Annotated in this window: 14 protein-coding genes and 1 other annotated feature; all 14 genes read left to right on the top strand. The window is 42.4% G+C overall.

Annotation, left to right across the window (positions count from 1 at the left end):
* Window positions 1-92 precede the first annotated feature (92 nt).
* Window positions 93-1,841 carry a radical SAM protein gene (locus tag Ga0466249_RS06390; RefSeq protein ID WP_215828615.1) on the top strand — a complete coding sequence of 583 codons (1,749 nt, stop codon included), beginning with the start codon at window positions 93-95 and terminating at the stop codon, window positions 1,839-1,841.
* Entirely contained in the window at window positions 1,834-2,646 is an 813-nt protein-coding gene (gene pgeF, locus Ga0466249_RS06395; RefSeq protein WP_215828616.1) for a peptidoglycan editing factor PgeF, read from the top strand. Before Ga0466249_RS06390 ends, pgeF begins: the two co-directional genes overlap by 8 nt.
* Window positions 2,647-2,805: 159 nt before the next feature.
* Entirely contained in the window at window positions 2,806-3,528 is a 723-nt protein-coding gene (locus tag Ga0466249_RS06400; RefSeq protein ID WP_215828617.1) for a YggS family pyridoxal phosphate-dependent enzyme, read from the top strand.
* Window positions 3,529-3,532: 4 nt separating this feature from the next.
* On the top strand, window positions 3,533-3,970 hold the full coding sequence (locus Ga0466249_RS06405) for a cell division protein SepF (RefSeq protein WP_215828618.1): 438 nt from the start codon (window positions 3,533-3,535) through the stop codon (window positions 3,968-3,970).
* A gap of 22 nt (window positions 3,971-3,992) precedes the next feature.
* Entirely contained in the window at window positions 3,993-4,811 is an 819-nt protein-coding gene (gene proC / locus Ga0466249_RS06410; protein WP_215828619.1) for a pyrroline-5-carboxylate reductase, read from the top strand.
* On the top strand, window positions 4,804-5,589 hold the full coding sequence (locus Ga0466249_RS06415; protein ID WP_215828620.1) for a YlmH family RNA-binding protein: 786 nt from the start codon (window positions 4,804-4,806) through the stop codon (window positions 5,587-5,589). The genes proC and Ga0466249_RS06415 overlap by 8 nt, the downstream gene beginning before the upstream one ends.
* A gap of 32 nt (window positions 5,590-5,621) precedes the next feature.
* Window positions 5,622-6,077: a DivIVA domain-containing protein gene (locus Ga0466249_RS06420; RefSeq protein ID WP_215828621.1), complete on the top strand. Its 456-nt coding sequence runs from the start codon at window positions 5,622-5,624 to the stop codon at window positions 6,075-6,077.
* 45 nt (window positions 6,078-6,122) lie between these two features.
* Window positions 6,123-6,345, top strand: a binding site (T-box leader).
* Between the two features lie 37 nt (window positions 6,346-6,382).
* Entirely contained in the window at window positions 6,383-9,175 is a 2,793-nt protein-coding gene (gene ileS, locus Ga0466249_RS06425) for an isoleucine--tRNA ligase (protein ID WP_215828622.1), read from the top strand.
* A gap of 94 nt (window positions 9,176-9,269) precedes the next feature.
* On the top strand, window positions 9,270-9,596 hold the full coding sequence (locus Ga0466249_RS06430; RefSeq protein WP_246588523.1) for a DUF5665 domain-containing protein: 327 nt from the start codon (window positions 9,270-9,272) through the stop codon (window positions 9,594-9,596).
* 30 nt (window positions 9,597-9,626) lie between these two features.
* Window positions 9,627-10,286: a TraR/DksA C4-type zinc finger protein gene (locus Ga0466249_RS06435; RefSeq protein WP_215828623.1), complete on the top strand. Its 660-nt coding sequence runs from the start codon at window positions 9,627-9,629 to the stop codon at window positions 10,284-10,286.
* 96 nt (window positions 10,287-10,382) lie between these two features.
* The gene (locus tag Ga0466249_RS06440; RefSeq protein ID WP_246588524.1) at window positions 10,383-11,084 is read left to right on the top strand and encodes a TVP38/TMEM64 family protein; all 702 of its coding nucleotides are present in this window, start codon (window positions 10,383-10,385) and stop codon (window positions 11,082-11,084) included.
* A gap of 131 nt (window positions 11,085-11,215) precedes the next feature.
* Window positions 11,216-11,383, top strand: a complete 168-nt coding sequence (gene fdxA, locus Ga0466249_RS06445) for a 4Fe-4S ferredoxin (protein ID WP_215828624.1) — start codon at window positions 11,216-11,218, stop codon at window positions 11,381-11,383.
* A gap of 112 nt (window positions 11,384-11,495) precedes the next feature.
* The gene (lspA, locus tag Ga0466249_RS06450) at window positions 11,496-11,942 is read left to right on the top strand and encodes a signal peptidase II (RefSeq protein ID WP_215828625.1); all 447 of its coding nucleotides are present in this window, start codon (window positions 11,496-11,498) and stop codon (window positions 11,940-11,942) included.
* On the top strand, window positions 11,942-12,892 hold the full coding sequence (locus Ga0466249_RS06455; RefSeq protein WP_215828626.1) for an RluA family pseudouridine synthase: 951 nt from the start codon (window positions 11,942-11,944) through the stop codon (window positions 12,890-12,892). The genes lspA and Ga0466249_RS06455 overlap by 1 nt, the downstream gene beginning before the upstream one ends.
* The last annotated feature ends 4 nt before the right edge of the window (window positions 12,893-12,896 follow it).

Genomic DNA, 12,896 nt, shown 5'->3' on the forward strand with positions numbered 1-12,896 from the left:
AGTGGTTGCAGAATAAAATTACATCAGTAGCAGGAAAAAATTAACCACGTGGTAAACTTTCTATGTAGATGCATTATTTGGGAGGCTGTCTTATGTCCTGGTCTATTAAACAAAAATTATATGAACGTTATCAACAAGAAGAACAGCCAAAAAGGAGTCAGTCCGGCGATCGGCTGGAAGTGGCACTCGCTTTCCCGAATACGTATCATGTGGGTATGTCTAATTTGGGTTTTCAGGTTATCTATCGGGAGATTAATTCGAGAGTTGGTACGCTTTGTGACCGTTTTTTTTATCCTGATAAGGCTGATTTAGTTGATCATGAACGTACCGAAATGCCGTTACTCAGTTTGGAACGGCAAAAGGTGCTATCTTCTTATAACATCGTTGCTTTTGCGGTTTCATTTGAAATGGACTATCTTCATTTACTCGCGATGTTAAAGCTCGGACGAGTACCGATCTGGTCCAAAGAACGTAAAAATAAGGACCCTTTTGTTGTTGTTGGCGGTCCCTGTGCCACCTTTAATCCGGAGCCTTTGGCTGAATTTGTGGATGCTTTTGTGATTGGTGAGGGAGAAGAAGTGATTCACGAAATTCTTGCTGTTTATGAGAAAGGACAACAAGAAGGTCTCAGTAGAGATGAGGTTTTACTGGAGATAGCGAGCGTTCCGGGTGTGTATGTGCCACGTTTTTATCAGCCTGTATATGGTACAGAGGGCATTATTGAACGATTTGATTGTCTGCAAGCTGTCCCGGAACGTGTTGAACGACGTTGGATTAAAAATATTGGGCACCATCCAGCCGAAACGACAGTTGTTACCGGAAATACGGAATTTAAGGATATGTATTTAATTGAAATTGCCCGCGGTTGCGGGCGGCATTGTCGTTTTTGCATGGCTGGTTATTGTTTCAGGAGACCACGGGTTCAGCCACTTTCTGTACTGGAACAGGCTATTGACCGCGCTCAAAAGTACCGTAATAAAGTGGGATTGGTTGGGGCGGCTATTTCGGATTACCCTGAAATTGATGCATTGTGTGCGATGATTTTAAAGAAAAATATGACGTTATCTGTGGCTTCGCTCCGGGCGGATACACTTACGCCCGCATTAGCAGCTATGTTAGCTCGAAGTGGTCAGCGAACCATAACTTTAGCACCTGAGGCAGGCAGTACTAAGTTGCGACAGGTCATTAATAAGGGGATTAGTAATGATGATTTAGAACGGGCTATGGACCTTGCCGTTCAGGCCAAAATTCCTCATGTTCGTTTTTATATTATGGTCGGGCTGCCTTTTGAGCAAGACGAAGATATTGAGGCCATTATTACTCTTGCTCGTTATATGAAGGCAAAAATGGATCAGTCACAGAGTAATGGCAAGTTAACGCTCAGTATTAATCCCTTTGTTCCCAAGCCGTTTACACCTTTTCAATGGCTCCCAATGACGCCGATGAAGATCGTTGAAGATCGTCTGAAAAAAATCAAGAAATCTTTGCGTGGTGACAGGCGAATTGAAGTTTTAATTGAATCACCGAAAGAAGCCTATATTCAAGGCATACTTGCCCGGGGTGATCGGCGGTTGGCTCAGCCTCTTGTTCATTGTTTAGAAAAGGGCAATTTAAAAGCCTTGAAAAAAGGCTTGGATCAGGCTGGACTCAATGAAGATTTTTATCTTTATCGTTCACGTGAATTTGGTGAATGTCTCCCCTGGCATGTACTTGATATGGGATTAAATCCAGGCTATTTAGAGCAGGAATTAGAAAAATCTCGACGCCTGCAAGCAACAGAACCTTGCAGGGAAGGTTGTCGTCGCTGCGGCGTCTGTATAGAAGGAGAATCTCATGAATGAGTTTCAGTTACGACAGATTCGAGGAATGAAAATAGGAACATTTACCCATTTTGATAAGTATAGTATTTCTCATGGTATTTCTACACGACATGGCGGTGTTAGCAAAAAGCCGTATGAATCACTTAATCTTGCTCTTCATACGGGAGACCAAAAAAATGACGTGCTTACGAACCGGAGACGGTTTTGTCAGGCTGTTGGTGTATCTTTTGATGATACCGTCACAGCGGAGCAAGTCCACGGTTCTCACATTACCGTGGTTACAGCCGTGGATGCTGGTAAAGGAATGCTCAATTACGAGGATTCCATCGCGAAAACAGATGCTCTTATTACGAATGTAGCCGGACTTTCTCTTATGTTGTGTTACGCCGATTGTGTTCCTGTACTTATTGCTGACCCCAAACAAAAAGTAGTGGCAGTCAGTCATGCTGGCTGGAAGGGAACGGTGGCGGCGATTGCTCAAAAAACAGTGCAAAAAATGATGGACGAATTTGGTTGTCAGGCTGTCGATTGTCTTGTAGGCATTGGTCCTTCTATTGGTTTTTGCAGTTATGAGGTAGACGAGCAGGTGATTTCTGAATTGCAACGAGCCTTTTCCTGGTGGGCACGTGTTGTCAAACCAGAAGGAAAGAAGTGGAAATTTGATTTATGGCAAGCCAATGCGAAGCAGCTTATGGATATTGGCGTCGCGGAAGAGAATATTATTTGCAGCAATTTTTGTACAGCATGTAATAAGGATTTATTTTTTTCCCATCGTGCTGAACGGGGGCAAACAGGCCGTATGGCGGCCATTATTTCTTTGCCTTAAGCCTTAAATGAAACACAAGTCTTATTGTTTGGATGAACGAATGTGATATAATTATGTTAATTTAGGAATTTTATTACTATTTATGTAAATTTTCTATTTGCAAAGAGGAAAAATTTATTTATCAGCGAATAATTCAAATTAGGAACGGAGGGGCGACTCATGTCCATTCAAAATAATATTGCAATTGTTGAACGAAACATTCAGACAGCCATGAGAGAGCGGGCGAATATTTCTGGTCAAGCACTTGTACCTGTCAAGCTAATTGCCGTGACGAAAAATCATACGCCAGCAGAAATGCAGCAAGCCATTGATTATGGATTAACGACGATTGGTGAAAATCGAGTTCAAGAGGCTGTCGCGAAGTATGACATTTTCGGGCGCAAACTGGAATATCACTTGTTAGGACATCTGCAGACAAATAAGGTTAAGCAAGCCGTTCCGTTATTTGATTTAATCCATTCACTTGACAGCGAGAAACTTGCCAGACATATTAGCAGGGTTGCTGGCGAATTGGCTAAAATTCAGCCTGCGCTGCTTGAGGTCAATGTGGCAGGAGAAGCAACAAAACAGGGCGTTTCTCTTGCAGATGTTCTTGATTTTGCACGTATGGTGAGTTCATTGCCCAACCTTGTTGTTGCGGGATTAATGACAGTGGCGCCTCATTTTGATGATCCCGAGGAGACGCGACCGTTATTTCACACTTTATATGACAAATTTATGGAATTGAAGCAAGCTTGTATACCTAACTGTACCATGGAATGGTTGTCGATGGGAATGACGAATGATTATTCTGTGGCCATTGAAGAAGGTGCCAATATGGTCAGGGTCGGTACAGCCATTTTCGGTGCCCGTAATTATGATATTGAGCTGACGAGGAGGTAGTAATATGAAATTAATGGAAAAAGTATGGGGTAGTTTAGGTTTGTTGGAACCTGTAGAAGATGACGAACGGATAAAGCCAGAAGATTTTGAACCGAAAAACAAGAAAGGTGTAGGAACACTGATAGCAGGTAGTAATGTTGTTAATTTACCCACGGCCCAAAAACAGCTGAAAGTGATGGTTGTCGAACCATTATCTTTTGACGATGCTCAGAATGTAGCAGAGTATCTGAAAAATCGTAAGCCTGTCGTAGTCAATTTTGAGCATTGCGAGGATAATCTTTCTAAGCGGATGATTGATTTTATTAGTGGGACAACTTATGCTTTAAATGGCAGTATTCAAAAAATCGGTAATCATATCTTTTTGTGTGCTCCCAATAATGTCGATGTGTCTTTTGCATCGCGTGATGATGGTGAAAAGACGGTTTTACCCTGGATGAAGTAAGGTGGAGCTATAGGAGGATAATATGTTAAGTCAAGCAAAAATTAGTTTTATTGGCGGCGGAGCTATGGCTGAAGCGCTGCTTTCAGGCCTGCTCAAAACAGGTCTTGTTGCGGCTGACCAGATTTGTGTTGCTGATATTAATGTGGACAGATTAGCTACTTTGGAAAAAAAGTTTCAAATTACAACAAATGTTAATAGCAGACAGGTAGCTGAAAAGTCCGATATTTTATTTTTAACGGTTAAACCACAAGTTGTGGAGACAGTATTTAAAACACTTCAGTCGGCGGTGAAGCCTGAGACGCTTGTTGTCTCGATTGTGGCTGGCTTGACACTAGAGCGTCTTGAAGCGGCTTTTGCTCAAAACAGTGTCATTCGAGTGATGCCGAATACGCCCCTTGCTGTCGGGCAAGGAATGGCTGCGATTGCTGTGGGTAGTAAAGCAACAGAAGAGCAGGCGCAGGATGTACTGACGATTTTTCAGTCAGCAGGGAAAGCTGTTCGGGTGGCTGAAAAAGACTTGGATGCAGTGACAGGGTTATCTGGCAGCGGTCCAGCGTATGCTTTCCTAATGGTCGATGCTTTGGCTGATGCAGGTGTGCGTGCTGGATTACCACGGGCCATGTCGATTACGCTTGCGGCGCAGACATTGCTTGGAGCTGCTAAGATGGTGCTTGAAACAGGGGAGCATCCGGCTCAGTTGCGCGATATGGTGACATCGCCAGGAGGAACAGCGATTGCTGGCGTACATGCTCTTGAGCGTGGTGGTGTTCGCGTAGCTCTAATTGATGCCGTTATGGCGGCAACAAAGAGATCAAAGGATTTGGGGAAAAAGCATGAGTGAACGGGAAAAAATTCTGCGGTATTATCGCGCAGAAGGGGAAGGCGACATTGCAGCTAAACTGGTTGATGCAGCTGAAAGCGTCGCTCGTAATACAAAGGTAAAGGTATCGGAATTTCTAGATCCTCGTGGCTTTGCCATAGCTGAAACGGTCATTGCTCATTATGAAGGGGTACGACTCGAAGCTTTTGGTGGTTATCAAGGTGCAGAAAGAGTGAAGGTTGCTTTTGTCCAACAAGATTTTGCTGGCAAGATTTCTTATAATCTGACCGCTGTAGCCATTCAATGGGACAAACGTTTTGCCCATGTGGGTCATCGAGATATTCTTGGAGCTGTGCTCGGTCTAGGTATAGAGCGTGGCGTGCTAGGTGATATTGTTATGAGCAGTGACGGTTGTTATGTTATGCTTGATAAAACGCTAATCGATTTTTTGTTAACGGGGTTAACGCAGGTAGGTGCAACAAGTGTTACTGTGAGTGAAATAAATTTAGCTGAAATTCCCCCGAAGGAGGAAAAATTAAAAGAAATTCGCACTACAGCGGCTTCACTCCGATTGGATGTTATTGCTGCGGCGGGTTTCGGAACGAGCCGGACGAAAATGGCTGATGATATTGTCGCTGATAAGGTGAAATTGAATTGGCAGGGAGTACGAAAAAGTGATCATGCTGTGAAAGCAGGTGACATTATTTCGATGCGGGGCCGTGGTCGTTTGGAAGTTAGCGAAATTTTAGGGACAACGAAAAAAGGTCGTTTGAGCTTGCTTTTAAAACGCTACATGTGAATGGGCGAGAAGGATGACATGGAGGAGTGTTCATGCTAACACCGCTGGATATTCAAAATAGAGAATTCAAACGTAGTTTTCGTGGCTACAATGAGGATGAGATTGACAGTTTTTTAGATCAAGTAATCAAAGATTACGAGCAGCTATATCGAGAAAACGTGGAATTGAAAGAAACGATTGAACGCATAAGCGGTAAGCTGGAGAATTATCAGCATATGGAAAACACGCTGCATAGTACGCTCGTTATTGCTCAGGAAACTGCTGAGGAAGTCAAATTAAATGCTAAAAAAGAGTCGGAACTTGTCATGAAAGAAGCCGAGATTCAGGCGCAGCGCATGATTGATGAAGCAACAAGCAAAGTACGGCGTATGACAGGTGAGTATGAAGAAATTAACAAGCAATTGCAGATTTATCGTACGCGCATGAAAACCTTGCTGCAAGCACAGCTTGAAATGATAGCTCAAGCTGCAGAAGATGAAGATTCTTAATTTGACTAATGGATATTAATTCGGTATAATGCAGGTATATTCGTAAGTAAAGTGATGATAGGGATAAGTAATCTGCCATGTGCTTCGTCAGCGAGCTAGGAAGAGTGTAAGCCTAGTAGTGTCATGCAGTTGAATATCACCCTGGAACTGTAAGGCTGAACCTTTTTTAAGTAGGCTTTGACGTTTAACGGGCGTTACTCCGTTACTTAAGTGACAGTAAACATCTGTCATGAGGGTGGTACCACGAGAATAGCCTCTCGTCCCTTAGGGATGAGGGGTTTTTTGATATTTTTGGAGGTGTGAACATGGCAGAAGATTACAGTAAAACATTAAATTTGCCTAAAACAGATTTTCCGATGCGAGGGAACCTTCCCGAGCGGGAACCGGAATTCCTCGAATTTTGGACAAAGGAAAAACTTTATGAACAGAAGAAGGCGGCAGCAAAAGGTAAACCGAAATTTGTCTTACATGATGGTCCGCCTTATGCCAATGGGAATATTCATCTTGGCACAGCTCTGAACAAAATTTTAAAGGATATTATTATTAAATATAAAGGGCTGCGCGGTTTTGATGCACCGTATGTTCCTGGCTGGGACACACATGGACTCCCGATTGAACATGCGGCAATTAAAAATTTGGGCCTCAATCGTCATGAATTAGATCCCCTTACTTTGCGTAACGAGTGTAAACAGTATGCCCTGAAATGTCTCAATATGCAGCGAGAGGATTTCAAACGGTTGGGTGTTATTGGGGACTGGGAAAATCCCTATATTACACTTCGTCCTTATTTTGAGGCCAAACAAATTGAAGTTTTTGGTGAAATGGCTAAAAAAGGCTATATCTATAAAGGATTAAAAACAGTTTATTGGTGTCCTTCCTGTGAAACGGCTTTGGCTGAAGCGGAAATTGAGTATGCTGAAAAGAAATCTCATTCCCTCTTTGTCAAATTTCCTTTAGTTGATGCAAAAGGGAAGTTACCTGAAGGTGTTTGTCCTGAACAGGTCTTTGCTGTTATTTGGACGACAACACCTTGGACGATTCCTGCTAATATGGCTATTTCACTCCATCCTCGGTTTGACTATTCGTGGGTGCAATTTGGTGATGAAGTTTATTTGCTTGCAACAGAATTGATTGATTCTGTTGTGGCTGCGAATCATTTAGGTGAATATACTATTTTAGGCCATGTGACAGGCCAGGATTTAGAGGGACTTATCTTTAAACATCCCTTCCTTGATCGTCAGTCACCCATTTTAGTTGGCGAACATGTAACGCTTGAGGCAGGTACGGGCTGTGTACATACGGCACCTGGACATGGTCAGGAAGACTTTGAAATTGGAATGAAGTATAAACTTCCCATCTATTGCCCTGTCGATGCGCAAGGTAAAATGACGAAAGAAGCCGGAAAATTTGAAGGCCTCTCTGTGGAAGATGCCAATGTTCCTGTCATTAAAGAATTGGCTGCTGTGCATATGTTACTTGGAAAAGGAACGATTCGCCATCAGTATGCCCATTGCTGGCGTTGCAAGAATCCTGTTATCTATCGGGCTACGGAGCAATGGTTTGCCTCTGTTGACGGGTTCCGCGCTGAAGCTCTCAAAGCCATTCAAGATGTTAAGTGGATTCCATCCTGGGGTGAAGAACGTATTCATAATATGGTTGCGGATCGTCATGACTGGTGTATTTCCCGTCAGAGAGTTTGGGGTGTTCCCATTCCAATTTTCTACTGTAATCACTGCAATGAGCATATTATTAATGATGATACTATTCAGGTAGTCAAAACGTTGTTTGCCAGTGAAGGATCGGATGCTTGGTGGGCCAAGAGTGCTGAAGAGATTTTGCCGGAGGGCTTTGCTTGTCCGCATTGCGGCAAAAAGGGCTTCCGTAAGGAATCGGATATTATGGATGTGTGGTTTGACAGCGGTTCTTCTCATGCAGCCGTTCTTGAACAGCGCGAAGAATTGAAATGGCCGGCTGATATTTATTTAGAAGGCAGCGATCAGCATCGTGGGTGGTTCCAGTCTTCACTATTAACTTCTGTGGCAACAAAAGGCCGTGCACCTTATGATTCTGTTTTAACGCATGGCTTTGTTGTTGATGGCGAAGGTCGTAAGATGTCCAAGTCTATTGGAAATGTTATTTTCCCGCCCGAAGTTATTAAAAAATATGGCGCTGATATCTTAAGACTGTGGGTGGCGTCAGCTGATTATAAAGCAGATATTCGTATTTCACCGGCTATTTTGAAGCAAATGTCGGAAGTTTATCGGAAAATTCGTAATACTTTTCGATATATTCTGGGGAATTTGGCTGATTTTGATCCCGAAAAGGATCAAGTGCCTTATGGTGATTTGTTTGAAATTGATCGTTGGGCCTTGTTACGACTTGAGCAGGTTCGTGCTAAAGTAACGCAGGCATATGAAGACTACGAATATCATACGCTGTATCATACGGTACATAACTTCTGTACGGTTGATTTAAGCGCGATTTACCTTGATATTTTGAAAGACCGTTTGTATACGGAAAGACCGAATTCTGTCGGGCGGCGGGCGGCTCAGACGGCGATCTATACAATTATGATGGATCTGCTTACAATGCTTACACCTGTATTAAGTTTTACTTGTGAAGAAATCTGGCGTTATGTTCCGAAAACGGCTGGAATGCCTACGAGTGTTCAATTAACGAAATGGCCAGTGGAACATCGTGAGTATTTAGACAGCAAGCTAGAAGAAAAGTGGACGCAAATTCTTGCTTTGCGCGGAGAAATTACGAAAGCCTTGGAAGAAGCAAGAAGATCCAAGACAATTGGTCATTCGCTTGATGCGGACGTAACTATTTATGCCGCAGGGGATGTTTATCAGGCATTACAGGCTGTGCAAGATGAACTTGCGACGATTTTGATTGTGTCGAAGGTTTCTCTTGTTGAAGGCTTTGATTTGGCGAATGAAGCTGATTTTGCCTCAACAGAATTTGATTTAAAAGTAGCTGTCAAGACTGCAACCGGTGAAAAGTGCGAACGTTGTTGGATGTATAGCGATACAGTCGGAAAGAATGCGGAACATCAAACCTTATGTAAACGCTGTGCTTCTGTCTTAGCAGAATAAATTGATTTCATCTCTTATGAGCATTAAACCGGAAAGGTTTCTTTCCGGTTTTTTTGTTTTTTCCCTGGTCATACTAATAGAGGAGGAAGAAAAAATGAAAAAATCCGGTACATCCTTTGATAACCTCAATCCTGATGAGAAAAATGTGTTTATTGATCGTAAGCTTGAACTTCTGCTCAGGCACTTTGAGTCCATGCGGATTGCTCAATACATGGAAATGCTGGAGAAACCGGCTAAACTTATTTTTACTAATTTTATTGCTGGCATTGCTCGGGGACTCGGAATAGCTCTGGGAGCTACACTGGTTTTTGCTTTAATGCTGGAACTCTTACGGCGAGTCATTCTACTAAATATACCGGGAATTGGCAGTTTCGTAGCTGAAATCATGAAGATTGTTGAAACGCACAGTACAAGATTTTAAGTAAAGACAGTAGGGATAGGAGGAGAGGCTATGACGGAAAACATTCAAAAAATGAAGCAATTATTGGAAAAACAGCGGCAGGAACTACAAAGTGAATGGGATCAACTTCATGAAACAGGCTTGAATTTAGCTCAGGGAGAATCAACAGGCGAATTATCCGCCTATGACAATCATCCGGCTGATTTGGGGAGCGAAACATTTGAACGAAGTAAAGACAGCGCTCTGGCAGATCATACGCGATTTTTACTTGAGCAAATTGATTCGGCTCTCGAAAAAATAGCAAACGGCAGTTATGGTTTGTGTGTAGATTGTGGGCAAGCGATTGATGTCGAACGTTTGCAGGCAGTTCCCTATACTACTCGCTGTCATATTTGTCAGCAGAGCAGAGAACAAGCGGATACGACGCCGCGCCCCTTAGAAGAAACTGTTCTAACGCCGCCGTTTGTCAGAACATTTATCGATGAACAAGATCAGACGGGTTTTGATGGAGAGGACGCCCTGCAGGCTGTTATGCGTTTTGGGAGTTCTGATACACCTCAGGACTTAGCTGGCATGGAAGACTTTTCGGCTCGCATTATTGATAGCAATGAAGAATCGGGGTTAGTTGAACGGATTGATGGAATCCCTGCTTTAGGGCCGCTTGGTACCGGTGGGGCTCCTGATCATTTTGTAGCCAAAAAGAAGTCCTAACTTTTTGGGAGTTATGACTTCTTAAGCAGGAATTATCTGTCTTTATCGCTAACAAGTAAGTAAAAGAATGGTTTGTTTTTGTAAGGAGTTGGTAAGATGAGCCAGCCTGCCCCCTGGACTCTGAATGTAATAAAAATTGGCGTGCTCATCATGGCTGTAACTTTTTATTTTACTGTACCCGAGGTTCATTATTTTTTTGTGATGAGTAGCGAAATTCTTTATGCTCATCACTTTCATGAGCTGAAAGAATTCATCTTGTCGTATGGTGTCTGGGCGCCAATGATGTCCATTTGCCTTATGACGGTGCAGTCTTTATTTCCCTTTGTACCAGGTTTGGCTATTACTATTGCTAATGCCTGGATATTTGGCTGGCTGTGGGGCTCTTTCTATTCATGGACAGGTTCTCTTGTCGGGGCTGCTCTTGATTTTGGTATCGCCCGCTGGTATGGTCATCCAGTAGTAAAAAAGTTTGTAAGCAGCAAATATTTGGATCGCCTGAATACTTTCTTTGAGACCTATGGTTTGGCAGCCATTGCTTTAGCTCGCTTAACGCCTGTTGTTCCCTATAAAGTCGTTAGTTATGGGGCAGGTTTTACAACGCTTGCATTCAGTAAATATTTATTTGCCACAGGGTTTGGACAAACGCCAGCTATTTTGCTTTATTCGTATTTGGGGCAAAATATTACGCGTAGTTTGCATGGTGTTATTTTCGCTACTTCGTTATTTTTACTGATTTTGATTGTGCTTTATGTTTATCGCGAGGCTATTGAAAAATATTTTTTTCGGAAAAGTGAGTAAATAATGATTTGCTGGAATTGATGAATTTTTTGATAACCGGCTATATTTAGGCAAAAAATGTGATTTTTAACACGTTCTTTGTCCACGAATATGGTATAATAAAATTACTATTTCATGGGAGGTGAATCTTGATGTACGTAATTAATAGTGATTGTGTTAAATGTGGTGCTTGTGCTTCTTCGTGTCCTGTTGGGGCCATTTCCGAAGGTGATAGCCAATATGCAATTGATGAAAATTGTGTAGACTGTGGAACGTGCGCAGGCAATTGCCCAGTTGGAGCTATTAGCGCAGGTGAATAATTCGTTCAATGACCAAGGTTACTTGGTTCATATGTTTTGAATTGTTAGGAAGCGTAGCGAAAGCTATGCTTCTTTCCGTTAATCGAACATTTTAGTCGATAGGAGACTTTTTGTGAATCCTTTATTGGTTGCTTTGTTGATCGTCATTTTCGATCAGCTGTCAAAATATTATATTTCTCATAGTCTTGGGTTAGGAATGTCCATACCCGTTGTTCCTAATATCTTTCATATTACTTACATTTTAAACGCGGGAGCGGCTTTTGGTATTTTTGCGAATCAACGATTGTTGTTTATTGTTATTGCGTTACTTATTTTGGGCGGAGTCGGCTATTTTTATCGCAAAATTCCGTCAACTTACAATTTGTTTCGATTCGGTCTGGGTCTTATGGCTGGTGGTGCAGTAGGAAATTTAATTGATCGTATTGCTACAGGCTATGTAATTGACTTTTTTGATTTTCGCATTTGGCCGATATTTAACATTGCTGATATTGCGATTGTTTGCGGTGTGACAATGATGATTGTTACCATTTTATTTATGAAAAAAAAGGATGAAGCGTAATGCAGTTTGAACAAGGTGAAAGTCAAGAAAATACCGTCATCATTGTGCCTAAAGAGAACGAGGGACAAAGGGTGGATGTATTTTTAACAAGTAAGCTTATTGAACTGACGCGGACTCATGTACAGAAGCTGATTACAGCGGAAAAAGTCTTAGTGAATGATAAGAAAGTTAAAGCCAATTATAAAATTCAAGCCGACGATGTCATTCAATTGAGCATTCCTGAACCTGAGCAGGGAACGGTATTACCAGAAAATTTACCGCTTCAAATCTTATATGAAGATGATGAGTTGATTGTAGTGAATAAGGCGCGAGGCATGGTTGTCCATCCTGCTCCAGGCAATGTTAAAGGAACACTTGTAAATGCCCTTTTGTATCATTGTACGCATTTGTCAGGGATTAATGGGGTTATTCGTCCGGGAATTGTTCATCGCCTTGATAAAGATACGACAGGTGTTATGGTTGTAGCTAAAACAGATCGGGCTCATCTATCTCTTTCTAAGCAGATCCAGGAGCGTTCAGCGAGTCGGGAATATTTTGCTTTAGTTCAGGGAGTTATTGGTGAAGAACAGGGGTTGATTGAAGCTCCGATTGGTCGTCATCCTGTGGATCGTAAAAAAATGGCTGTTGTTTTTGCTCATTCTAAGCCAGCTATTACGCGATTTCACGTTGTGGAACGCTTCAGAGGTTATACTCTTGTAAAATGTAAATTACTTACAGGACGGACACATCAAATTCGTGTACATATGGCGTACATTCACCATCCTGTTGTCGGTGATCCGATATATGGGCCGACGCATAGTCCTTTTGCTCAGCTGATTGCAGGTCAGGCGCTTCATTCGGCCAAGCTATCGTTAACACATCCCGTAACACAGAAATCCCTTGTTTTTGAAGCACCCATGCCGGCTGATATGACAGAATTGCTTGCATTTATTCGCCGTCGTGGTACTTGATAAG

It is taken from the genome of Pelorhabdus rhamnosifermentans (assembly GCF_018835585.1).
Taxonomy (GTDB): Bacteria; Bacillota; Negativicutes; order UMGS1260; family UMGS1260; genus Pelorhabdus; species Pelorhabdus rhamnosifermentans.